The organism is Cobetia sp. QF-1, from assembly GCF_002213105.1.
Taxonomy (GTDB): domain Bacteria; phylum Pseudomonadota; class Gammaproteobacteria; order Pseudomonadales; family Halomonadaceae; genus Cobetia; species Cobetia crustatorum.
The window spans coordinates 280,198-301,709 of record NZ_NBVS01000005.1; the positions used below are offsets into that span (position 1 = coordinate 280,198).

Sequence of the window (21,512 nt, forward strand, 5' to 3'; positions counted from 1 at the left end):
CGGTTATCCGTGACGCGCGCCATCCTCCTTAGCCATTCGGCTCTGGACGGGTGGCGCGCGGCCTTTTGGCTTGTTGTTGGCGAACGTCGCCTCGCTTCCCTACCCTCGGTTTTCAGGAGACCCCGACATGCCTGCTTCTCACGTTGCGCGACACCCGCGCATGGCCGAATTGGCGCTGGCGCTTGGCGCCTTTGCCATCGGGACCACGGAATTCGTGATCATGGGCCTGATGCCCAATATCGCGGATGCCTTCAGTGTCAGCTCGCAGCAGGTGGGCTACGCCATCAGCGCCTATGCGATGGGTGTAGTAGTCGGTGCTCCGCTGATTTCGGCGCTGGGAGCTCGCCTGCCGCGCCGCGGCCTGTTGATTGGCCTGATGCTGCTATTTGCCATCAGTAATGTGGCGAGTCTGTTGGCACCTTCGCTTGCGAGCTTTGCGGCGCTACGCTTCATTGCAGGGTTGCCGCATGGGGTTTATCTCGGTGTGGCAGCATTGGTCGCAGCAGATGCTGCCCCTGTCGGTGAGCGAGGGCGAGCCGTTGGCCGCGTGATGATGGGCCTGACGGTGGCTATTCTGGCTGGGGCACCGGTCGCGACCTGGATCGGCAGTCTGTTTGGCTGGCACGCCGCCTTCATTGTGGTGGGCATATTGGCGCTGATCACGGCTGCGCTGGTACGTAGCTTCGTGCCGTATCAGCCGGGCAATCGGCATGCCACACCGTTGACCGAGCTGGCCGCGCTGATCAAGCCGCGTGTGCTCTATACCCTCGGGATTGCCTGCATCGGTTTTGGTGGCATGTTCAGTGTCTACAGCTATGCCGTGCCGACGCTCAATGCGCAGGCAGACTTAGCTCCCACACTGGTGCCGATGGTATTGGCAGTGTTTGGTGTGGGTACCATCCTGGGCAATCTGGTCGGTAGCCGCGCGGCGGATATCGATCTGATGCGCACCATTCCAGCACTGTTGATCTGGAGTGCATTGGTTCAAGGGGGCTTCTACTTCGCCGCCGATGGTGTCTGGAGTGGTCTGCTGTTTGTTGGGCTGGTCGGCACGGGTGTTGGCCTTGCGCCAGCACTACAGATGCGATTGATGGATGTCGCAGAAGACGCTCAGACGATGGCCGCGACGCTCAATCATGCCGCCTTCAACATCGCCAACGCACTGGGTGCCTGGTGTGGTGGTCTGGCCTTCGCTTATGGGCCGAGTCATTCCACCATCGGTCTGGTCGGTGTCGTGATGGCCTTGGCGGGTCTGGGAGTCTTCCTGATGGGCCAGCGCCATGAGCGCCGTCAGCTGATGACTGCCTCAGCCTGAGAGTTGCCTGCACGGATTGAATGCCGAGCAATAAGAATGCTGGGCAAGAAGAAAGAACGCCGGCCCTTGGGGCGGCGTTTTGCGTTGGGCGCGTGTGGTCGTCAGCTGCGCTGGCGCGCCCGTGACGGTGACATGCCGAAGTAATCGCGGAAGCAATGACTGAAGTGTGTCGTGCTGACAAAGCCACACGCGAGCGTCACCTCGGTAATGCTGGCATTGCCTTGTGTCAGTAGCTGGCGGGCCCGTGTCAGGCGTAGCTCGAGATAATGACGCGAGGGTGTGGTGTCGAGATGCCGGGTGAAGAGGCGCTCGATCTGACGGCGTGACAGTGTCACATAGCGTGACATCTCACTCATGCTCAACGGCTCTTCGAGATTGCTGCTCATCAGCGTGAGAATGGTACGTAGCGCTTCTGGCAAATGGCTGTCAGGGACTGGCAACTGCTGCTCGACGTGCCAGGCACAGGGCTGAGCGGGCCGATCGCAGGCCAGAATCTCCTCGACACTGCGTGCCAGATCATCTCCCAGCCGCTGGCGCATGGCTTCCAGCATCATGTCCAGCGCACTGCCTGCACTGGCGCTGGTGAAGCGTGCGCCTTCAACGACCAATGGCGCGCAGGACAGCTCCAGTTGCGGAAATGTCTCGTTGAATAACGCCACATTCTCCGGATGAATGGTGCAGGTGTGGCCTTCCATCACACCGGCCTCGGCGAGGAAATAGCTACCGTTCCATAGACTGCCTAAGCGACAGTCGTGTTGAGCCGCTCGACGCAGTGCCTCATTGAGAGTGGGCAGCGTTTCCAGCCGTACGCGATAGCCGCCGCAGACCACGACCAGATCAACCTGCGCATGAAGCAGTTCGGCCAGCTCGCCTCCCACCATGATGTCGATACCCAGGTCGCTACGTACGCTGCCGCCCGTCACTCCATATGTCTGCATACGATAGAAGGGCATCTCACGCAGCAGATTCGCCGTGACCAGAGCATCCAGTGCCGTGGTGAAGGCTGGCATCGAGAAATGCTCCAGCAGGATAAAAGCCACATTCAAGGGGCCTGCTCGCGGGCAGTCCACATCCTGCAGCAGACGCTGATTACGGAGTTTCATTGAAGGAGTGAAGTCGCGGCGGCGTGAGTCGGTCATGGTGGGTGGCTAACGTGAGCAGTGGCAAGAAGTGGTGAGCAACACGGCTTCACCGTAGCACCTTGTGGATGGCAAGAGGCGAATGTTTGCATTGATTCGTTGGCCGCGCCATTTGCCACTCAAGTGTTACGTCGTGAGGCTGAATGTAAAACGTACGTGGACTTGCTGAAACATCCGGTTATCTAGGCGTAAAAACATAAGCTTACGTTGAAGTCATGACTGTCATGGCTGGTAGACTGCGCGGCCTTTTGTACGATGGCCGAGGCTGAACATGATGGATACCTCCCGGACTTCTCCGTCCGGAACCGTGACACAAGCAGTACCGGATGCGAGTGCCACTCCTCAGCACGGCGGGCTTGATTGGCCTGTTTTCATCATCAGTGGTGGCGCCATGGCAGTGTTCGTCATTGCCGCACTGATCAATCTCGAGGGTGTTTCGGCACTGATCGAGCACGCATTTGATTTCTCGACGACTTACTTCGGTGCTTATTGGCAGGCGCTGATGATCGTGACCTTCCTCGTCGCCGTCGGAATGACGTTTGGCCGGACGGGCCGGGTGGTGCTGGGAGGGCTGGACAAGCCGGACATTTCCACGCCGCGTTGGATGGCCACTATTCTGTGCACCCTGCTGGCCGGCGGTGGTGTGTTCTGGGCGGCCGCTGAGCCCATTGCCCACTTTACGTCGCCGCCGCCCGTGTTCGGGCCTGATGCCCCAGTCGGCAATATCGATGCCGCCTACAATGCACTGGCGCAGAGCTTCATGCATTGGGGCTTTCTTGGCTGGGCTGTGCTTGGCAGTTTGACCGGTGTGGTCTTCATGCATCTGCATTACGAGAAAGGTTTGCCGCTCAAGCCTCGTACGCTGCTCTATCCGCTGTTCGGTGAACGCGTCATGCATGGCCCCATCGGCACGCTGGTTGATGTCTGCTGCGTACTGGCGGTTATCGCGGGTACCGTGGGACCGGTCGGTTTTCTCGGCATCCAGCTCAGTTACGGGCTCAATGCGTTGTTTGGCATTCCGGATACCTACGCGACCCAGCTGGTGTTGTTGGCCATCCTGACCGTCGTCTATACCTTGTCAGCAGTGAGTGGCGTGACGCGCGGCATTCAATTCCTGAGTAGCGCCAACGTGTTGATCGGTGGCGCGATGCTGCTGTTCATCGTGATCATGGGCCCGACGGAATTCCTGCTCAAAGCCTTCCCGCTGGGCATGGTGGATTACCTGAAGCACATCGTGCCGATGGCCGTCTTTCGCGCTGACAGTGGCTGGTTGGATAGCTGGACACTGTTCTTCTGGGGCTGGTTCATCGGCTTCGGGCCGCTGATGGCGATGCTGGTGGCGCGTATCTCGCGTGGCCGCACACTGCGTCAGATGGTATTGCTGATCACCATTCTGTCGCCGCTCGCGACCTGTGTGTGGTTCACCATTCTCGGCGGCAGCGGATTGGCCTTCGAGCTGGAGACACCTGGCAGTGTCTCTGGCCCGTTTACTGGCTTCAATCTGTCGGCAGCATTGATCGCCATCACTCAGCAGCTACCGTTCGGCTTCATCATGTCGGTACTGTTCCTGATTCTGTCGGCGCTGTTCGTCGCCACGACAGGTGACTCGATGACCTATGCCATCTCGATGGTGATGAGCGGTCACGACAACCCGCCGCGCGGCGTACGCGTATTCTGGAGCTTGATCATGGGTATCGTGGCCGCACTACTGATTTCGATGGGGAATGGCGGCATCAATGCACTGCAATCCTTCATCGTCGTCACTGCCGTACCGGTATCATTGGTGCTGCTGCCAAGCTTGTGGAATGCACCGCGCATTGCGCGCCAGATGGCACGTGAGCAGGGGCTCTAGAGGCGGATGTGACGCTAGACGTTAGCTTCTGTGAGAGTAACGCCGCCCTTGATGGGCGGCGTTTTCGTTGTGGGGTATACATTCTCATGAGCAAGTCGACATCACGTCATGGATAGCGCGGTAAGCGCTATCAAAGTGTTACGTCACGAGGGTGAATGTAAAACACGCGTGGGATTGCTGATACGCCGCGTTACACGTGTGTAAAAACAATCGGCTGTATCATATTCCATGACTTCAAGGCTGATAGACTGCGCCGTCACTCAGATCATGCCTAGAGGCTGACTAATGACGGATACCTCCCGGACAGCATCGTCCGGTCCTGCAACACCCGAAGAATCTGATGCCGATTCTGGCCCCCTGCGTGGCGGGCTCGACTGGCCAGTCTTCATCATCAGTGGCGGTGTATTGGCATTGTTTGCCATCGCTGCACTCGTTGATCTCAAGGGTGTCTCCGCGCTTATTCAGAGCGCTTTCTCCTTCTCAACTCACTACTTCGGTGCCTACTGGCAAGCGCTGATGCTGGCGACGTTCGTCATCGCCATCGCGCTGACCTTTGGCCGTACTGGCCGTGTGCGTTTGGGGGGATTGGCAGCCCCCGACATTTCCACCCTGCGCTGGATGGCCATCATTCTGTGCACGCTGCTGGCCGGTGGTGGTGTGTTCTGGGCAGCTGCTGAGCCGATAGCTCACTTCACTTCGCCGCCGCCTGTGTTCGGTGCTGATGCACCGACGGGCAATGTAGATGCCGCGTACAACGCACTCGCACAGAGCTTCATGCACTGGGGCTTTCTGGCTTGGGCAATGCTCGGCAGCCTGACCGGCATCATTTTCATGTATCTGCACTACGAAAAGGGTCTGCCGCTCAAGCCGCGCACGCTGCTCTATCCGCTATTCGGTGACCGTGTCATGCGGGGCCCCATCGGTTCACTGGTCGATGCCTGCTGTGTACTGGCAGTCGTCGCCGGTACCGTAGGGCCGATCGGCTTCCTCGGCTTGCAGGTCAGCTATGGTCTCAATGCGCTGTTTGGCATCCCTGATACCTACGCGACCCAGCTGGCGCTGCTGACAGTGCTGACCGTCATCTACACTCTATCCGCCGTGAGCGGTGTGACGCGCGGTATTCAGCTGTTGAGCAGCGCCAATGTCCTGCTCGGTGGTGCGTTGTTGCTGTTCATCCTCGTCATGGGGCCGACAGGCTTTCTGCTCGACGCCTTCCCGCAGGGTCTGACGCGCTATGTCGGTAACTTCGTCTCGATGGCGGCCTTCCGTGAAGACGGCGGCTGGCTGAATAGCTGGACGTTGTTCTTCTGGGGCTGGTTCATCGGCTATGGCCCGCTGATGGCGATGTTCGTGGCGCGTATCTCGCGTGGCCGTACTCTGCGTCAGATGGTGCTGTTGATCGCGGTCGTTTCACCGCTGATCACCTGCCTGTGGTTCACCATCATCGGCGGCAGCGGGTTGGCGTTTGAATTGAGCAATCCGGGCAGCGTCTCTGGCCCGTTCACGGGCTTCAATCTGCCAGCGGCGTTGATCGCCATCACTCAGCAGCTACCGTTCGGCTTCACCATCTCGGTGCTGTTCCTGGTGTTGACCACGCTATTCGTCGCCACCACAGGTGACTCGATGACCTACGCCGTCTCGATGGTGATGAGCGGACATGACAACCCGCCGCGCGGCGTGCGCGTGTTCTGGAGCCTGATGATGGGCGTCATCGCCGCACTGCTGATCTCGATGGGGGATGGCGGCATCAATGCGCTGCAATCCTTCATCGTCGTTACTGCCGTGCCGGTGTCGCTGATCTTGCTGCCCAGTCTGTGGAATGCTCCGCTGATTGCGCGCCGGATGGCACGTGAGCAGGGCGTATAAGCACGCTGTAGTGAAGAGCTGTGTAATACGTGCAATAAAAAACGCCGCCCCATGGGGCGGCGTTTTTGTATCTCGCCATCGAGATCTGAACTGGACCGTCAGTGGCTAGATTGGCAAGGTCTGGCGATCAGACGCTGACGTTAAGTGTCACGTCGATATTGCCTCGTGTCGCATTGGAGTACGGGCACACCTGATGCGCCTTCTCGACCAGTGCATCTGCCGCGGCCTTGTCCATGCCCGGCAGGCTGATGTCTAGCTCGACTTCGATACCGAAACCAGCCGGAATCTGGCCAATCCCGACCTTGCCCGTCACTTCCAGGCCTTCCGGCAGCGTCACATCATCAGTGCCGGCAACGTGCTTCATGGCACCGATGAAGCAGGCAGAGTAACCCGCCGCAAACAACTGCTCCGGATTGGTGCCTTCACCGCCACCGCCACCCAACTCTTTCGGGGTGCTCAGCGTAATGTCGAGCGCGCCGTCAGAAGAACGAGACTTACCTTCACGACCACCTGTCGTAGTGGCTTCTGCACGATACAGCACTTGTTCGATGGACATGCCTGACTCCTTGAGCATAAGGCCCTCAGCTGAGGGGTGAAAACAAGATGGTGCCTGTTGGGCAGAGTTTCAATTGCCGTTTAGGGAGCGAGTAATTCTCACCTAAAGGACTTGAGCGCGGTAGCTTTGTGGGTTGAGCGTCAATTGCGGGTAGAGATCACCCTTGAGACAAAACATATTAGGTCTTTTTAAGAAACTAAATACGCGGAATAGATGGTAGTGATCGGGATTGTCTTGTGAGCATTTGAGTTCATTTGGCGTAATGAAAAAGGCACACTCTTTGGCAAAGGCTGTTGTCTTCACCTCAATCCAGCGCTCTTGGCCATGAGCATCAAATGACAGCACGTCATAACCCAAACCATCGCCTTGTGTTTCGGCTACATGCTCAACTTTCTCAGCGAGCTTCGGCTGTCCTTCTCGCGTTAGACGCATCTTTTCGAAGGCGACCACAAAGCGCTCGCCTGCGATACCTAGGTCATGATTACGCGCTTCACGCGCTAAATAGTCACGCTTGATAGGAGCAGCGGTGTAGCTCTTTTTAGCCTCATGGATAGTATCTTGCGGGGGTTTCGGCTCTGGGGGCAGTACTATGATTGAAGTGTCCTTGGGCGTAGGGGCATCTGCCACCGGGCGAGTTGCCGCCCTCAGTGCTGCACGATCAAATAGCTCAGTACTCAGTAGATAACGCTCTACGATATTAACGAGCATACCCTGATAGTTACTCATCGGCTTGTAGCCATTGATGTAGGGGCAGTCGGCATCTCGTAGTACGGCACTAATATTCTGATGCTTAAATTCGATAGAGGCTTTCGAGCGATTATTTAACTTCTCGGCAAGTTCGCGATTGTGGTCTGTCTTCACGTAATGCTGACCGCATAGCTCCGCAATCAGCATCATCTTGTACGTTTCGACAATCGCAATGACTTCTTCACCACTCCATGGTTCAGGTCTGCTCATCTAGTTAACTCCTTTAACGAGATATCACTCGATATTCTGAATCTGCTCGCGCATCTGTTCGATCAGTACCTTGAGCTCCACGGCGCAGCGAGTGGTTTCGGCGACGACGGATTTGGAGGAGAGGGTGTTGGCTTCGCGGTTGAGTTCCTGCATCAGGAAGTCGAGGCGGCGGCCGATGGGCCCTTTCTGGGTGAGCTGGCGACGCACTTCATGAGTGTGCGTGGCGAGGCGGTCGAGTTCTTCGTCAACGTCGGCTTTCTGAGCCATCAGGGTCAGTTCGGCTTCAAGGCGTTGCGGGTCAAGGGTGGCACGCACTTCTTCGAGGCGGGCGAGCAGAGCGTCACGCTGACGGGTCAGAATCTCCGGCATCAGGCGGCGGACTTCGGCGACGTGGGTATCCACGCCATCGAGGCGTGCGACGATCAGCTCGGCGAGACGCTCGCCTTCACGAGCGCGGCCTTCGATGTGCTCATCGAGGGCACGTTTGAAGAGACTGAGGGCGTCGGCTTTGATACGTTCGTGATCGGCACCTTCACGCACCAGCACGCCGGGGTAGTCGAGCAGTGCGAGGCGTGACGGTTGGGGAGCATCCGGGCAGTGCTGGCCGACTTCGGCGAGTACGCGACTGAGTTCACCCAGGCGGCTGGCATCGACGGCGAGGCTGTCGGCACCGGCTTCGGCATCAAAACGTAGTGAGAGCTCGACCTTGCCACGATTCAAACGCTTGCGCAGGCCGTCACGGAAGGCGCTTTCGAGTTCGCGCAGGCTATCTGGCAGGCGGAAGTGCGGTTCGAGGTAGCGCTGATTCACCGAGCGCAGTTCCAGTGTCAGGGTGCCGTAGTCAGCTTCGTGGGTCTGGCGGCTGAAGGCAGTCATACTGTGGACCATGACATGCTCCTTGTCGGTTGAGAGAAAGAATAGGCAAAGAGGGTGGTGCGGGCAGGCATGCCACAAGAATATGTCAGTATGCCCGCGATGATTGCCTGAATTGTACGCTCGCCATCATGCAGCGCCCAGTCTGTACAGTGCGGGAGGAGGTCGTCGCCTATGGCTGTGGCGTGTAGACTCTGGCCTCCCGAACACTGCAACAAGGAATCCCCATGAGCGAAGCCAACGTGACCCGTCCCAGTGGCCGCACCCCGGAGCAGCCGCGCGAGATCCGTCTGACCCGTGAGTTCACTCGGCACGCCGAGGGCTCGGTATTGGTGGAATTCGGGGAAACTCGTGTGCTGTGTACCGCGTCTGTCGTGCCGGGTGTGCCGCGCTGGCTGCGCGGGTCTGGCAAGGGCTGGCTGACCGCCGAGTACGGCATGTTGCCGCGTGCAACGCATACCCGGAATGATCGCGAAGCGGCGCGTGGCAAGCAGGGTGGCCGCACGGTAGAGATTCAGCGTTTGATTGGTCGTGCACTGCGTGCCGCGATCGATCTCAAGAAGCTGGGCGAGTTCACCATCACCATCGATTGCGATGTGCTGCAGGCCGATGGCGGTACCCGTACTGCAGCGATTACCGGTGGCTGCGTGGCGCTGGTGGATGCGCTGCAGGGGCTGCAACGCGATCGCAAGATCACCACTGATCCACTGGTGAGTCTGGTCAGCGCCATCTCGGTGGGCATCTACAAGGGCGTGCCAGTCACCGATCTCGACTATCCGGAAGACAGCAAGGCCGATACCGACATGAACGTGGTGATGGCGGAAGGCAAGGGGCTGATCGAGGTGCAGGGCACCGCAGAAGGGGCGGCCTTTGATCGTGCTGAGCTGAATGCACTGCTCGACCTTGCCGAGCGCACTGGTGCTGAGCTGTTTGCCGCACAGCGTGCCGCGCTGGGTATTCCCGCAAGCGCCTGATTGATTGACGGTAGTCTGCCGTAAAAAGAAAACGCCCCCATCGCTTGCGCGGTGGGGGCGTTTTCGTGAGTGCCAGATGGCACTCCATGCGACTGGCAGGGTGGCACAAGGCCGGTAACCTCAAGGCGTGACGGTAATGATCACAGCTCGAGGTCGTACTCGACAATAACCGGTGCGAACTCGCTGAAGGTCGCCTCGGTGTCGATCCACGCATCCTTGATATGGCGGCGCAGATTCGGGTCGATGACCTGATAATCCAGGCGCCAGCCTTCTTGGCGGGCGCGCGGCTGGTCGCTATCCAGTGCCGGCCACCAGGAGTACTGGTGCGCCTCACGGTTGACTTCGCGGAAGGCGTCAATGAAACCGATCGGGCCGAAGACCTGATCCATCCATGCGCGCTCTTCCGGCTTGAAGCCCGGCGTCATCTGGTTGTCGGACCAGTTGGCTAGGTCGACGGTCTTGTGGGCCACATGCCAGGTGCCGCAGATCATGTAATCACGACGCTTGCGGCGTAGCTTGTTGAGATATTCCTGATACTGCTCCATGAAGGCGCCTTTGGCGACCGGATCACTACCATCAGGCATCAGGAAGGAGCAGATGCTGAAGCGGTCGTAATCGGCCTGCAGGTAGCGGCCTTCGTTGTCGCATTGCTCGAAGCCCAGACCATACATGATGGCCTTGGGAATCTTGCGACAATAGAGCCCGACACCGGAGAAACCCTCTTTCTCGGCGTCAAGGAAGTAGCCTTCATACCCTTCCGGATAGAGGACATTGTCGTCGAGCTCGAAGCTCTTGGCCTTGAGGTTCTGGATGCAGACGACGTCGGCGTCCTGACTGGCAAGCCAGTCCAGGAAGCCGCGGCTGACCGCTTCTCGAATACCATTGACGTTAACTGTAGCGATTTTCATACGTAGTCCCTGGTTCGTCGCGCCTGTATGATACCCGAGCTTTAGACGATTTGGTAAATGGCTAACGAATTCAAAGGTGATATCGGATGCAGGACTACCAGCGGGAGTTCATTGAGTTTGCCATCGAGCAGGATGTGCTGCGTTTTGGCGAGTTTACGCTCAAGTCCGGACGGGTGAGCCCCTACTTCTTCAATGCTGGCCTATTCCGCTCCGGTCAGGCGTTGGCACGTCTCGGTCGTTTCTACGCGCGGGCCATCGTTGACTCGGGTCTTGAGGCGGATGTGCTGTTTGGTCCGGCCTACAAGGGCATCCCGTTGGGTGCTGTGACGGCGGTGGCGCTGGCCGATCATCATGGTCGTGATATGCCGTTTACCTTCAATCGCAAGGAAGCCAAGACCCATGGTGAAGGTGGCTCGCTGGTCGGCGCGCCCCTCGAAGGTCGTGTGATGATCATCGATGACGTCATCACTGCCGGTACCGCGATCGGTGAAGTGATGGAGATCATCCATGCTGCCGATGCCAAGGCAGCGGGTGTCGTGATCGCTCTCGACCGTCAGGAGCGAGCTCCCGATGGTCAGGGTGGCCTGAAAGCGAACAGTGCCATCCAGGAAGTGGAGGCACGTTTCTCCATGCCCGTGGTCAGTATCGTGACGCTCGACCAGGTACTGGAGTATCTTGAGACATACGCACAGCAGGAACTGTCTGGGCACGCGGCAGCTATCCGCGACTACCGTGCGCAATATGGTCTCCAGAGCGCCTGAGAGCGCTCACGACCCGCACACATCTACATTCCAGCCCACAGTAGAGAGATACACATGACAGCTCACCGTAACATTCTCGGCCTTTCCGCAGCCATCCTTGCCGCCAGCCTGTCTGCCCCGGCTCTGGCTGGCAATGCTGATCTCAACCTCAACACTGAAGCCGTACAGGGCGAGTTGAATGGCGAGATCAGCAACGGCGTCCAGCTCGGCGGCGGTATCCTGTCCAGCGACGACCACGACGATGTCACTGCTGGCCACATCCAGCTGCTGGGCACCGAGCGCACCAGCGAATACGACGTGGGCCTCGGCGCACGTTGGAGCCAGTATGACACCGACCACGGCGACGGTGGCGGTCTGGGTCTCGGCGGCTATGGCTACTACTATCTGCCGGGCGCCCCGCGCGTCTCGCTGGGTGGCTACGGCTACGTGACCCCGGATGTCGCGACCAGCAATGATCTCGAGCACAGCTACGAGTACGGCCTGCGCGCCCGTTATCAGGTCATCGACAATGTCGAAGGCTATGTCGGCTATCGCAAGGTCAAGGCTGACTTCGAGAACCGTGACGAACGCACGCTGGATTCCGGCCCGCTGGTCGGCATGCGTCTGCAGTTCTGATCCTCGTACTGCATCATCGTTCCCTGCGAGATTACGGCGCAGTGCGGTAAGATGGCGGGCCCTTCGGGGCCCGCTTTTTCGTTGTCGCGGCGCATGATTTCTGCCCGCTTACGCCCTGTCTTCGCTTTCCGCTGCGAGTCTGCTCATGCTCGATATCGTGCTCTATCAGCCCGAGATTCCGCCCAATACCGGCAATATCATCCGGCTGTGTGCCAATACCGGCTATCGCCTGCATCTGATTGAGCCGCTGGGCTTCGAGCTGGATGACAAACGTCTGCGGCGTGCCGGACTCGATTATCATGAGTGGGCACGTGTGCAGCGCCATGCCAGCCTCGAGGCCTTCGTGGCAAGTGTGGCCCCGACGCGGATCTTCGCGCTCTCGACGCGGGGCCGCACCGCGCCGCATGAAGCCAGTTTCCAGGCCGGTGATGCACTGGTGTTTGGCCCCGAGACACGTGGCCTGCCACAGGCACTGCTCGATAGCCTGCCGCGCGAGCAGGTATTGCGTCTGCCGATGCTGGCTGACAGCCGCAGCATGAATCTGTCGAATGCAGTGGCTGTCGTCGTCTACGAGAGCTGGCGTCAGCTCGACTTCGCCGGTGCCGTCCAGCTCGATTGATGGGCTGCATCATCGTGCGTTTTGCCGTATCGCTGACCGAGCAATGGTCAGTGTGATGTGTTTTCCGCTTATTCCTTCGCCCCGCAGGACACCGTGATGACCGAGATCCGTGATCGCCTCGCCAAGCTTAATCCCCGCCAGCAGGAAGCCGTGCGTGCCATTGATGGCCCCTGTCTGGTGCTGGCCGGTGCTGGGTCAGGCAAGACCAGCGTGATCACGACCAAGATCGCCTATCTGGTCCAGGAATGCGGCATGAAGGCGCGCAACATCGCCGCGGTCACCTTCACCAACAAGGCGGCGCGCGAGATGAAGGAGCGTGTCGGCAAGATGCTCAAGGGCCGTGAGGGGCATGGTCTGATCGTCTCGACCTTCCACACCCTCGGCCTGACCATCATTCGCAGTGAGCTGAAGACGCTGGGCTACAAACCGGGCTTCTCACTGTTTGATACCGATGATGCCAAGGTGTTGATCAAGGAGCTGATGCACAAGGAGGCTGACACTGACGCCGAGCAGATCAACGCGGTGCAGAGCCAGATTTCCACCTGGAAGAATGACCTGATCTTGCCCGGCGCGGCGCTGTCGTATGCCGAGGATGAAGACGCCCAGTACGCCGCCGTGATCTACGAGGCCTACAACCGTCACCTCAAGGCCTACAACGCGGTCGATTTCGATGACCTCATCCTGTTGCCGGTAGTGGTGTTCCGTGATCATCCTGAAGCCTTGGCACGCTGGCAGCGGCGCATCCACTACATGCTGGTCGATGAGTATCAGGACACCAACATCAGTCAGTATCTGCTGGTGAAGATGCTGATGCAGGACCGTCAGACCTTCACCGTCGTGGGCGACGATGATCAGTCGATCTACGCCTGGCGCGGGGCGCGACCGGAGAATCTGGTCACGCTGGGTGAGGATTTTCCGCGTTTGAATCTGATCAAGCTGGAGCAGAACTATCGCTCCACCGGCATCATCCTGCGCGCGGCCAACACCCTGATCGCCAACAATCCGCACGTCTACGAGAAGACGCTGTGGTCGCAGATGGGCGATGGTGACCCGATCCGCATCATCATGAATCGCAACGAAGAGGCGGAGGCCGAGCGCGTCGCGGGCGAGATTCTGACCCGTCGCATCAAGGAAAGCGCCGAATGGCGTGACTTCGCGGTGCTCTATCGCGGCAATTTCCAGGCGCGCCTGTTGGAACTGAAGCTGCAGCACTACCAGATTCCTTACAAGCTCTCCGGCGGCACCTCCTTCTTCGGCCGCAATGAGATCAAGGACGCGATGGCGTATCTGCGCCTGCTGATCAATCCGGCCGATGACAACGCCTTCCTGCGTATCGTCAACGTACCGCGGCGTGAGGTTGGGCCTGGCACACTTGAGAAGCTGGCCAACTACGCTACTGGGCGGGAAGTCTCGCTGTATGCGGCATGTAGCGAGATAGGCCTGCGCGAACAGCTGAGCGAGCGGGCGCTGGATCGCCTTGGCCGCTTCACCCACACGCTGGACCGCGTGCGTCGCGAGATGGACGCTGGTCAGTCGATCAGCGCCATTCGTGAGCTGTTCCGCGAGGTGGACTATGAAGGCTGGCTGTATCAGAACGCGAGTGCGCCCAAGATCGCTGAGCGCCGCATGGCCAACGTGTGGATTCTGATCGATCAGCTGGAGAAGTCGATCAGCGGCAATCCACAGGAAGTGGAGGAGGTCGAAGGCGGCGAGGACATGGTCGGTGACACTGAAACCGGTGATGTGGCGGCGGCCATTTCACGGCTGGTACTGCGCGATATCCTCGAGCAACAAGCTGAGGAAGACGACTCGGACCGCGTGCAGCTGCTGACGCTGCATGCCTCCAAGGGCCTCGAGTTTCCGCATGTCTACGTGATGGGGCTGGAAGAAGACCTGCTGCCACACCGTAACTCCATCGAGATGGAGACGGTGGAGGAGGAGCGTCGCCTCGCCTACGTCGGCATCACGCGGGCACGGCGCACGCTGGTGCTGACACTGGCCCGGCAGCGCAAGACCTACGGCGAGATGATGGACTGCGTGCCGAGTCGCTTCCTGGACGAGCTGCCACCCGAGGATCTCGAGTGGGAAGGGCGTGCCGACAAGCCGCAGGATCAGGAAAAGAAGGTGGCCCGCGGACGGGATGCCATCGCGGGCCTGCGCTCCCTGCTCGGTTAGTACCGCTCGAGGGTCAGCGCACGGAGTCGAGCAGATAATCCACGGCGGCCTTCACTTCGTCATCGGACAGCGCCGGGTTGCCGCCCTTGGCCGGCATGGCATTGAAACCGTTGATGGCGTGGCCGTAGAGGGTGTCGGTGCCCTTGCTCAGACGTGCTTCCCAGTCGCTGGCCTCGCCAAGACGGGGTGCACCGGCCGCCCCGGTAGTGTGGCAGGCCATGCAGATACCACCATAGACTTTCTCACCATCGATCGTGGCGTCTGCGCTAGCGGTGCTGTCCTGATCGGAGTCGCTCGGCTCAGCTTGCTGGGCGCCCGCGGCGGACGTATCTCCCGCGCAGGCTTCGCCCTTGAGGCATAGCTCGCCCACGGGCTTGAGGCGTTCGGCAATCGCTTCTCGCGAGTTGTCTGCAGCGAGGCTGGCGGTGCTGTAAGCAGTCCCGAGGAGACTGCCGGCCAAGCATACGCTGAGCATGAGTGAGCGGCGCACCATGAAAAGAGAGCGTGTGCTGACAGAGAGCAATGCAATAGAAGCAGGAAGTGAGCGAACACGCATGGCAGGCACCTTTAGGGCAGTATATCGAGCCAGTATAGCGCTACCCTGCACCTCGGCAACCGTGCGGCTGCCGTGACATCTCGACAACGTAGAATCAAGGCGTTACCATAAGCGCGCCTGACTGGCAGCAGTCATGGCATGCGCGCCCATAGCTCAGCTGGATAGAGTACTGCCCTCCGAAGGCAGTGGTCGCAGGTTCGAATCCTGCTGGGCGCGCCAGACGAATTCCGGGACATGATCTTTCACGATGATGTCCCTTGTAAAAAGCCCTCGCACCCCACGGTGTGAGGGCTTTTTACGTTGCTGATAGTGAAATCATGCCGAGCGGGCAAGTTGCACTTTTTTTGACGAAATCAAACGAGTGTTCTAAAACTGAAGGCTATTAGAACAGCATGCATCGGTGTTTTCATTGCTTGCCGCCATATTGGCCACTCCGCCTGTGCTGATCCTGCCTGTTGTTTCCTACTGCCACTATCGGATACGCCCATGCCGCACGATGCCACTGCCTCGCCTTCTGATGCTTCTGCCATGCCTCCGTTCGCTGCTGATAGCGATACGAACGAAGAGACCACAACGACGACCGCAGAGAGAGAGCAGGTGCGCATGCAGCAGCTGTTGGTCGATCAGCGTGCAGCCTTTGCTATTACTCCCATGCCGAGCGCTGAAGTACGTCGTAGCTGGTTAGCTGCACTGCGTGACGCGCTCAAGCACCATGAAGCCGCACTGATTGCGGCTATCAGCGCTGACTTTGGCCACCGCAGCGCCCATGAGACACGCTTGGCAGAAATGGTGCCCAGCTTCGAAGGCATTCGCCATGCGCGTAGTCATCTCAAGGGGTGGATGAAGCCGTCAAAACGCCATGTCAGCGCAGCCTTCCAGCCAGCCAGTGCTCGAGTGGTGTATCAGCCGCTCGGCGTGGTCGGCATCATCGTGCCGTGGAATTACCCGCTATATCTGGCGCTGGGACCGCTGATTACCGCGCTGAGCGCTGGTAACCGCGTCATGATCAAGATGAGTGAGTTCACACCGGCCACGGCAGCTGCATTGCGCACCATGCTGGCGGACGCCTTTGATGAGATTCAGGTCGCAGTGGTGACCGGTGAGGCCGACGTTGCAGCAGCCTTCTCGGCGCTGCCTTTCGATCACTTGCTGTTCACGGGGAGTACGGCAGTGGGCAAGCATGTGATGCGCGCCGCTGCCGAGAATCTCACGCCGGTGACGCTGGAGTTGGGCGGCAAGTCACCAGTCATCATGTCGCGCGAGCTGATGGCGGATGAAACACAGCGTCGAGAGGCGGCATCACGGCTGGCCTTCGGCAAGGGTATGAATGCGGGCCAGACCTGTGTCGCACCGGATTACGTGCTGTGCGCCGACGACCAGGTTGACGATCTGGTGCATGCCCTGGGCGATAGCTTCAAGCGCTTCTATCCGCACTTTGCCGAGACGGCGGATTACTCGTGCATTATCAATCAGCGTCAATACGACCGTCTGTGCGAGGCGCTCAATGATGCGCTCGCGAAAGGTGCGACGGTCATACCACTGGTCGCAGGGCCAGGCTGGGATGATCCTGCGTTGGTCGAAAAGCGCCTGATGCCGCCTATGGCGCTGCTCAATGTTACGGATGATATGCGGGTGATGCAGGACGAGATCTTCGGGCCTCTACTGCCTATCGTCGGCCTGCCCGCGATCGAGAATGCCTCGGCAGAAGCGATGAAGAGCAAGTTGCTCGAGGGGTCAGCAGACGAGTTGGCTGCTGCCATGGCCTACGTGAATGCACGCCCCCGGCCGCTGGCGCTCTATTACTTCGGTTACGACAAGGCCCAGCAGCAGCGCGTCACCGAAGGTACTCATGCGGGGGGCATGTGCCTGAATGACACCTTGCTGCATGTCGCGCAGGATGACATGCCATTTGGTGGCATCGGGCCGTCAGGCATGGGCCATTATCATGGGAAGGAAGGCTTCCTGACACTGAGCAAGGCCAAGGGTGTCTTTGCCAAGGGGCGGCTGAATGGAGCGAAGCTGATGTACCCCCCTTATGCCGATGGTGTGGCGGGGCGCGCCATTCATGGCCTGATTCGTCGCCTGCTGATGCGCTAGACCAGTGCATTGTGTTCGGCGAGAGAGGGGCGCGCCCGTTGAGATATCAGCGATGCAGGTCGCCGGCACTCTCGGGCTGATAGAGCAGGGCATCAATGCGCACTTGACGCTGACTACCATCCGGCAGGGACCATTCGATATGGCTACCTACCTTGAGGCCCAGTAGAGCAGCACCGAGCGGCGCCAACACCGACAGACCATTTTCTTGATCCGCTAGTGCATGCGGGTAAACCAGCGTGCGTACCAGCGTCTGCTGGCGGGTCAGGTCGGTGAATTCCACACGACTGTTCATGCTGACAACATCGGCCGGCACTTCATGTGGTTCGACGATCTCGCCGCGCTCCAGCTCGTCTTCCAGCTGCTCCGCCACATGGCGATCGGCGTCCGTGGCCCGATCAATCAGGCGCTGGAGGCGATCGGCGTCAAGGCGGTTGATGATGATACCGGGAAGTGTAGCCATGAGACCTCCTGTCAGTGATGGCACCCAATGGCTTGTTTCAGCGCAATGATGGATACCAAAAAAATAGTCCTCCACCCGCGAGGGGTGAAGGACTGTGTGCAGAAGCCATCATATAAACTTCAGTCATCGCTGGATAGTGCTGGAGCGTATTATGTTCAGGCACTGGAGCTGACGAATAGCCAGTCGGTAATCTCGTCATGATTGAGCACGATCAGCTGCTGGGCACGCGGCGATTCGTCCAGATAATCTGGATTGATGCCCAGCTCGCGCAGTACGTACTGTACTAGCGCGCCCCGGGTCGGGAGGTGTAACTCGCCATCCACCATGCCGTGATCCTGTTCGATCAGCCCGCGCTCATCCGGTGATAGCCGCGGGTCTGCGCCGAGACGCAAGGTGACGCGTGTTTCCCAGCCATTATCGAACTTGCGCTGGCCGCCATCGAGTGTTTCACCGAATAGCTCCGGCACTGCGCGGAATCGAGACAGCACAAAGTCGCGGAAAGCCCGGTGTTTTTCACAGAAAGCACGCACATGCCAACGGCCTGCTGCATAGACCAGTGTGTGTGGGCACAGAATACGCTCCTCACCTTGCGGCGAGTTGAGCGAGGCATAGGTCACTTCGAGACGTGCGCCCTGGCTGGCAGCCTCGATCAGTGTTCTCACCACCGGCGGGCTTGCACTGCGAGATGGTAATCGAAGTGCTTCAGTATTCGCCTGCCCCAGGCCAAGTCCCGTGAAGTGCGGGTTTAGATTGTCATGGTTCCCCAGCAGCTGAAGATACTCATCAACCTCTCCTCGAGTCAGCTGGGGATGGAAATTCGCCGAGGGACGATAGCCCTTGATAACGGGGTCGTACTCGAGATTATGCTCGGCAATGGTTTCGCGGTAGGTTTTCATGACGCGCGATGCCTGTTGCCGAGCAATGCCAAATGCATTGCCAAGGTGACGTGATGTGACGCGACCTTCCCATAGGGCAATGATCTCGATCAGACGGTAACGGGCAAGCGTATCCCACGGCAGGGTTTCCAAGCGTTCCTTGATGCTCATTGCTGAATCCTTTCATACGGGTCTTCTGGGGCATGCTTATGCCGCATTGCATGAGAATTGCCCTGCAATGTTGATATATGGCTAGCGCCCACGATGATCGGGAAGATGACCCGGCTCCGGGTTTCTTGTAACGGGTGAAGTTCTGCTGACTGCTGGACATTCATGAAAAAGTTCCGGCAGAAGATACCTGTTCAGGTGCGCTGACCCTAGTCGGTGCCAAGTGGTGTCTCATTATTGCGTCGTCAGAACGCGACGCAGAGTCCAGTAGTGAAGATTTTATCGTTCTATCCGATAAAAAAATGCGCAGATTTATTTTTATGTGAAATTTTGTTGTTGCCGAAGATCCATCGATTTTTTGGCGATCAATAATCACAGTCGCTAAATTCGCAACACCGTAAGACTTATATACGCTCTATTTAAGAGGTTAGAGCGGGGTAGGCCAAGCAAAAGACTGAGATGCTGCTGATTTGCCAGCCTTAATAGCGACGCACCTTGTGACATGACATGCTTGAGTGCCAGAAAAATAGTCCTATAGAAATGCAAAAGACCCGCCCGAAGGCAGGTCTTTTGCATTTCTATAGCCGGCCTCTGTCATGCTGACAGAGGCCGGGAGCGGGCCATTTACTTGGCGGCGCGCTTACGCTCATTTTCTTTGAGGTGCTTCTTGCGGATACGAATGTGTACTGGGGTCACTTCCACCAGCTCATCGGTATCCAGGAACTCGATAGCCTGTTCCAGGGTAAAGCGAATCGGCGGCGTCAGAACGATATTTTCGTCGTTACCGGTGGAGCGCATGTTATCCAGCTTCTTGGCTTTGGTCGGGTTGACGACCAAGTCATTGGCACGGTTGTTGATGCCTACCAGCATGCCTTCATAGACCTCGGTGCCGTGACCGAGAATCAGCTTGCCGCGTTCCTGCAGAGTGAACAGTGCGTAGGACAATGCCTTGCCTGTCACCATGGATACCATCACGCCGTTACGACGCTCGACAGCTGCGCCCAGTTTCAAGTCACCGTAGTGATCGAAGCGGCTGGTCAGGATGCCTGTACCGGAAGTCATGGTCAGGAACTGACCACGGAAGCCGATCAGACCGCGAGACGGAATGATGAAGTCAAGACGCACACGACCCTTGCCATCCGGGTTCATGTTGGTCATCTCACCCTTGCGGTAGCCAAGCTCTTCCATGATGGAGCCTTGATGCTGCTCTTCACAGTCGATGGTGACTTCTTCGTAAGGTTCCTGCTTCTGGCCATCGACTTCCTTGATGATGACTTCCGGACGGCCTACGGCCAGCTCGAAGCCTTCACGACGCATGGACTCGATCAGTACGGAGAGGTGAAGCTCACCACGACCGGATACCACGAACTTCTCGGGAGTCTCGCCTTCTTCAACACGCAGGGCGACGTTGTGAATCAATTCCTGCTCGAGACGCTCACGGATGTTACGGCTAGTGACGTACTTGCCATCCTGACCTGCGAACGGAGAGTCATTGACCTGGAAGGTCATGGAGACGGTCGGTTCGTCAACAGTCAGCGGCGGCAGAGCTTCGACAGTAGCGTTGTCGCAGATGGTGTCGGAGATCGCGAGGTTCTCGATACCAGTGATGCAGACGATATCGCCAGCAGTCGCCTTGTCGGTCTGCACACGATCCAGACCCATGTGCGTCATGACCTGGCCGATCTTGCCCTTGCGGACACCGCCTTCCTTGGTGATGACAGAGACCTGTTGCCCCGGGCTGACTGCGCCACGCTTGATGCGGCCCAGACCGATGACGCCAACATAGCTGTTGTAGTCCAGTGCGGAGATCTGCATCTGGAACGGTCCGTCCAGTTCAACCTTCGGCGGCTCGACGATATCGACGATAGCCTGGAACATCGGGTCCATGCTGTCTTGCAGGTCTTCCGGGTCCATACCCGCAATGCCGTTGAGGGCAGAGCAGTAGATGATCGGGAAGTCGAGCTGCTCGTCAGTTGCGCCGAGGTTGTCGAACAGATCGAAGATCTGGTCAACGACCCAGTCAGGACGTGAGCCCGGACGGTCGACCTTGTTGACGACGACGATCGGCTTCAGGCCCTGGGCAAATGCCTTCTGGGTCACGAAGCGTGTCTGCGGCATCGGGCCATCAACGGCATCGACCAGCAGCAACACGGAGTCAACCATGGACATCACGCGCTCGACTTCGCCACCGAAGTCAGCGTGCCCAGGGGTATCCACGATGTTGATGTGATAGTCGTTCCACTGGATCGCGGTATTCTTCGCCAGGATGGTGATGCCGCGTTCTTTTTCCTGGTCGTTGGAATCCATGATGCGTTCCTGACCCTCGGCCTTGCGGTCCAGGGTGCCAGACTGACTCAGGAGCTTGTCGACCAATGTAGTCTTACCATGGTCAACGTGGGCGATGATGGCTATGTTGCGAAGTTTCTCGATCACGACGGGAACCTGTGCTGAAAATGGGCGCTCGCGTACCGGGCGCTTGTGATTTGGGGCGCATTATAGGGGGCATGGCATGCCTCCTGCCAGCATCCCGCATTCGCGAGCCCTACTTGTAGACGTCATGAAATGGCTTGAAACGGCCAAATGGTTGTCTCTCAAGTCTTTTCCCTTCTTTTATTCAAGATGAAAAAAACTTGTGAAAGAACAGAAAAACGGCAGGAAAGCGAAGAAGTGTCAGTAAAACGTCGCGTTATTGACCAGATCAAAAGGAATGTTCATTTATGGATAACGACGCAATGCACCAAAATGG

At 58.4% G+C, this 21,512-nt stretch carries 18 protein-coding genes and 1 tRNA gene; 10 read left to right on the plus strand and 9 right to left on the minus strand.

Translation table 11 applies throughout. The annotated features are described in order from the left end of the window. The first annotated feature begins 127 nt into the window (after positions 1-127). Positions 128-1,315, plus strand: a complete 1,188-nt coding sequence (locus CFN46_RS11750) for an MFS transporter (protein WP_024952833.1) — start codon at positions 128-130, stop codon at positions 1,313-1,315. A gap of 101 nt (positions 1,316-1,416) precedes the next feature. Here CFN46_RS11750 and CFN46_RS11755 read toward each other — a convergent pair whose 3' ends face one another. Next, positions 1,417-2,454: a GlxA family transcriptional regulator gene (locus CFN46_RS11755; protein WP_088743616.1), complete on the minus strand. Its 1,038-nt coding sequence runs from the start codon at positions 2,452-2,454 to the stop codon at positions 1,417-1,419. A gap of 271 nt (positions 2,455-2,725) precedes the next feature. On the opposite strand from CFN46_RS11755, the gene CFN46_RS11760 reads away from it, so the two are divergent. Together CFN46_RS11760 and CFN46_RS11765 are read left to right on the plus strand one after the other, a co-directional pair. After that, positions 2,726-4,306, plus strand: a complete 1,581-nt coding sequence (locus CFN46_RS11760; RefSeq protein WP_246116464.1) for a BCCT family transporter — start codon at positions 2,726-2,728, stop codon at positions 4,304-4,306. Between the two features lie 285 nt (positions 4,307-4,591). After that, on the plus strand, positions 4,592-6,172 hold the full coding sequence (locus CFN46_RS11765) for a BCCT family transporter (protein WP_088743617.1): 1,581 nt from the start codon (positions 4,592-4,594) through the stop codon (positions 6,170-6,172). 127 nt (positions 6,173-6,299) lie between these two features. On the opposite strand, the gene CFN46_RS11770 is transcribed toward CFN46_RS11765, so the two are convergent. The 3 genes from CFN46_RS11770 to CFN46_RS11780 form a co-directional block, all read right to left on the minus strand. Next, positions 6,300-6,728 (minus strand): organic hydroperoxide resistance protein, encoded by a 429-nt coding sequence (locus tag CFN46_RS11770; RefSeq protein ID WP_088743618.1) that lies wholly within the window; start codon positions 6,726-6,728, stop codon positions 6,300-6,302. A 102-nt stretch (positions 6,729-6,830) separates the two neighbouring features. Beyond that, positions 6,831-7,685, minus strand: a complete 855-nt coding sequence (locus tag CFN46_RS11775) for a DUF3883 domain-containing protein (RefSeq protein ID WP_088743619.1) — start codon at positions 7,683-7,685, stop codon at positions 6,831-6,833. 24 nt (positions 7,686-7,709) lie between these two features. Next, complete coding sequence (locus tag CFN46_RS11780) at positions 7,710-8,573, minus strand: YicC/YloC family endoribonuclease (RefSeq protein ID WP_088743620.1); 864 nt, start codon at positions 8,571-8,573, stop codon at positions 7,710-7,712. 212 nt (positions 8,574-8,785) lie between these two features. Between CFN46_RS11780 and rph the strand changes: the two genes are divergently transcribed. Continuing rightward, positions 8,786-9,532, plus strand: coding sequence for a ribonuclease PH (gene rph / locus CFN46_RS11785; protein ID WP_088743621.1), 747 nt, complete (start codon positions 8,786-8,788; stop codon positions 9,530-9,532). A 140-nt stretch (positions 9,533-9,672) separates the two neighbouring features. On the opposite strand, the gene CFN46_RS11790 is transcribed toward rph, so the two are convergent. Then, complete coding sequence (locus CFN46_RS11790; protein WP_024952820.1) at positions 9,673-10,440, minus strand: exodeoxyribonuclease III; 768 nt, start codon at positions 10,438-10,440, stop codon at positions 9,673-9,675. A gap of 86 nt (positions 10,441-10,526) precedes the next feature. Here CFN46_RS11790 and pyrE point away from each other — a divergent pair, with 86 nt between their 5' ends. From pyrE to rep, 4 genes are all read left to right on the plus strand, one after another. Next, positions 10,527-11,201: an orotate phosphoribosyltransferase gene (pyrE, locus tag CFN46_RS11795; protein WP_088743622.1), complete on the plus strand. Its 675-nt coding sequence runs from the start codon at positions 10,527-10,529 to the stop codon at positions 11,199-11,201. Between the two features lie 54 nt (positions 11,202-11,255). Then, positions 11,256-11,816 (plus strand): YfaZ family outer membrane protein, encoded by a 561-nt coding sequence (locus CFN46_RS11800; RefSeq protein WP_088743623.1) that lies wholly within the window; start codon positions 11,256-11,258, stop codon positions 11,814-11,816. 145 nt (positions 11,817-11,961) lie between these two features. Further along, positions 11,962-12,435: a tRNA (uridine(34)/cytosine(34)/5-carboxymethylaminomethyluridine(34)-2'-O)-methyltransferase TrmL gene (trmL, locus tag CFN46_RS11805; protein WP_088743624.1), complete on the plus strand. Its 474-nt coding sequence runs from the start codon at positions 11,962-11,964 to the stop codon at positions 12,433-12,435. 96 nt (positions 12,436-12,531) lie between these two features. Beyond that, positions 12,532-14,610, plus strand: a complete 2,079-nt coding sequence (rep, locus tag CFN46_RS11810) for a DNA helicase Rep (RefSeq protein WP_088743625.1) — start codon at positions 12,532-12,534, stop codon at positions 14,608-14,610. Positions 14,611-14,623: 13 nt separating this feature from the next. Here rep and CFN46_RS11815 read toward each other — a convergent pair whose 3' ends face one another. Further along, positions 14,624-15,166, minus strand: a complete 543-nt coding sequence (locus CFN46_RS11815; protein ID WP_051511018.1) for a cytochrome c5 family protein — start codon at positions 15,164-15,166, stop codon at positions 14,624-14,626. Positions 15,167-15,308: 142 nt separating this feature from the next. On the opposite strand from CFN46_RS11815, the gene CFN46_RS11820 reads away from it, so the two are divergent. Continuing rightward, a tRNA-Arg gene (locus tag CFN46_RS11820) sits at positions 15,309-15,385 on the plus strand. A gap of 267 nt (positions 15,386-15,652) precedes the next feature. Beyond that, positions 15,653-17,263, plus strand: a complete 1,611-nt coding sequence (locus CFN46_RS11825; RefSeq protein WP_254918481.1) for a coniferyl aldehyde dehydrogenase — start codon at positions 15,653-15,655, stop codon at positions 17,261-17,263. 46 nt (positions 17,264-17,309) lie between these two features. Here CFN46_RS11825 and rnk read toward each other — a convergent pair whose 3' ends face one another. From rnk to typA, 3 genes are all read right to left on the minus strand, one after another. Then, positions 17,310-17,723, minus strand: a complete 414-nt coding sequence (gene rnk / locus CFN46_RS11830) for a nucleoside diphosphate kinase regulator (protein WP_024952816.1) — start codon at positions 17,721-17,723, stop codon at positions 17,310-17,312. Positions 17,724-17,878: 155 nt separating this feature from the next. Beyond that, positions 17,879-18,769 carry a WYL domain-containing protein gene (locus tag CFN46_RS11835; RefSeq protein ID WP_088743626.1) on the minus strand — a complete coding sequence of 297 codons (891 nt, stop codon included), beginning with the start codon at positions 18,767-18,769 and terminating at the stop codon, positions 17,879-17,881. A gap of 621 nt (positions 18,770-19,390) precedes the next feature. Beyond that, positions 19,391-21,199, minus strand: coding sequence for a translational GTPase TypA (gene typA / locus CFN46_RS11840; RefSeq protein ID WP_088743627.1), 1,809 nt, complete (start codon positions 21,197-21,199; stop codon positions 19,391-19,393). Positions 21,200-21,512: the final 313 nt, after the last annotated feature.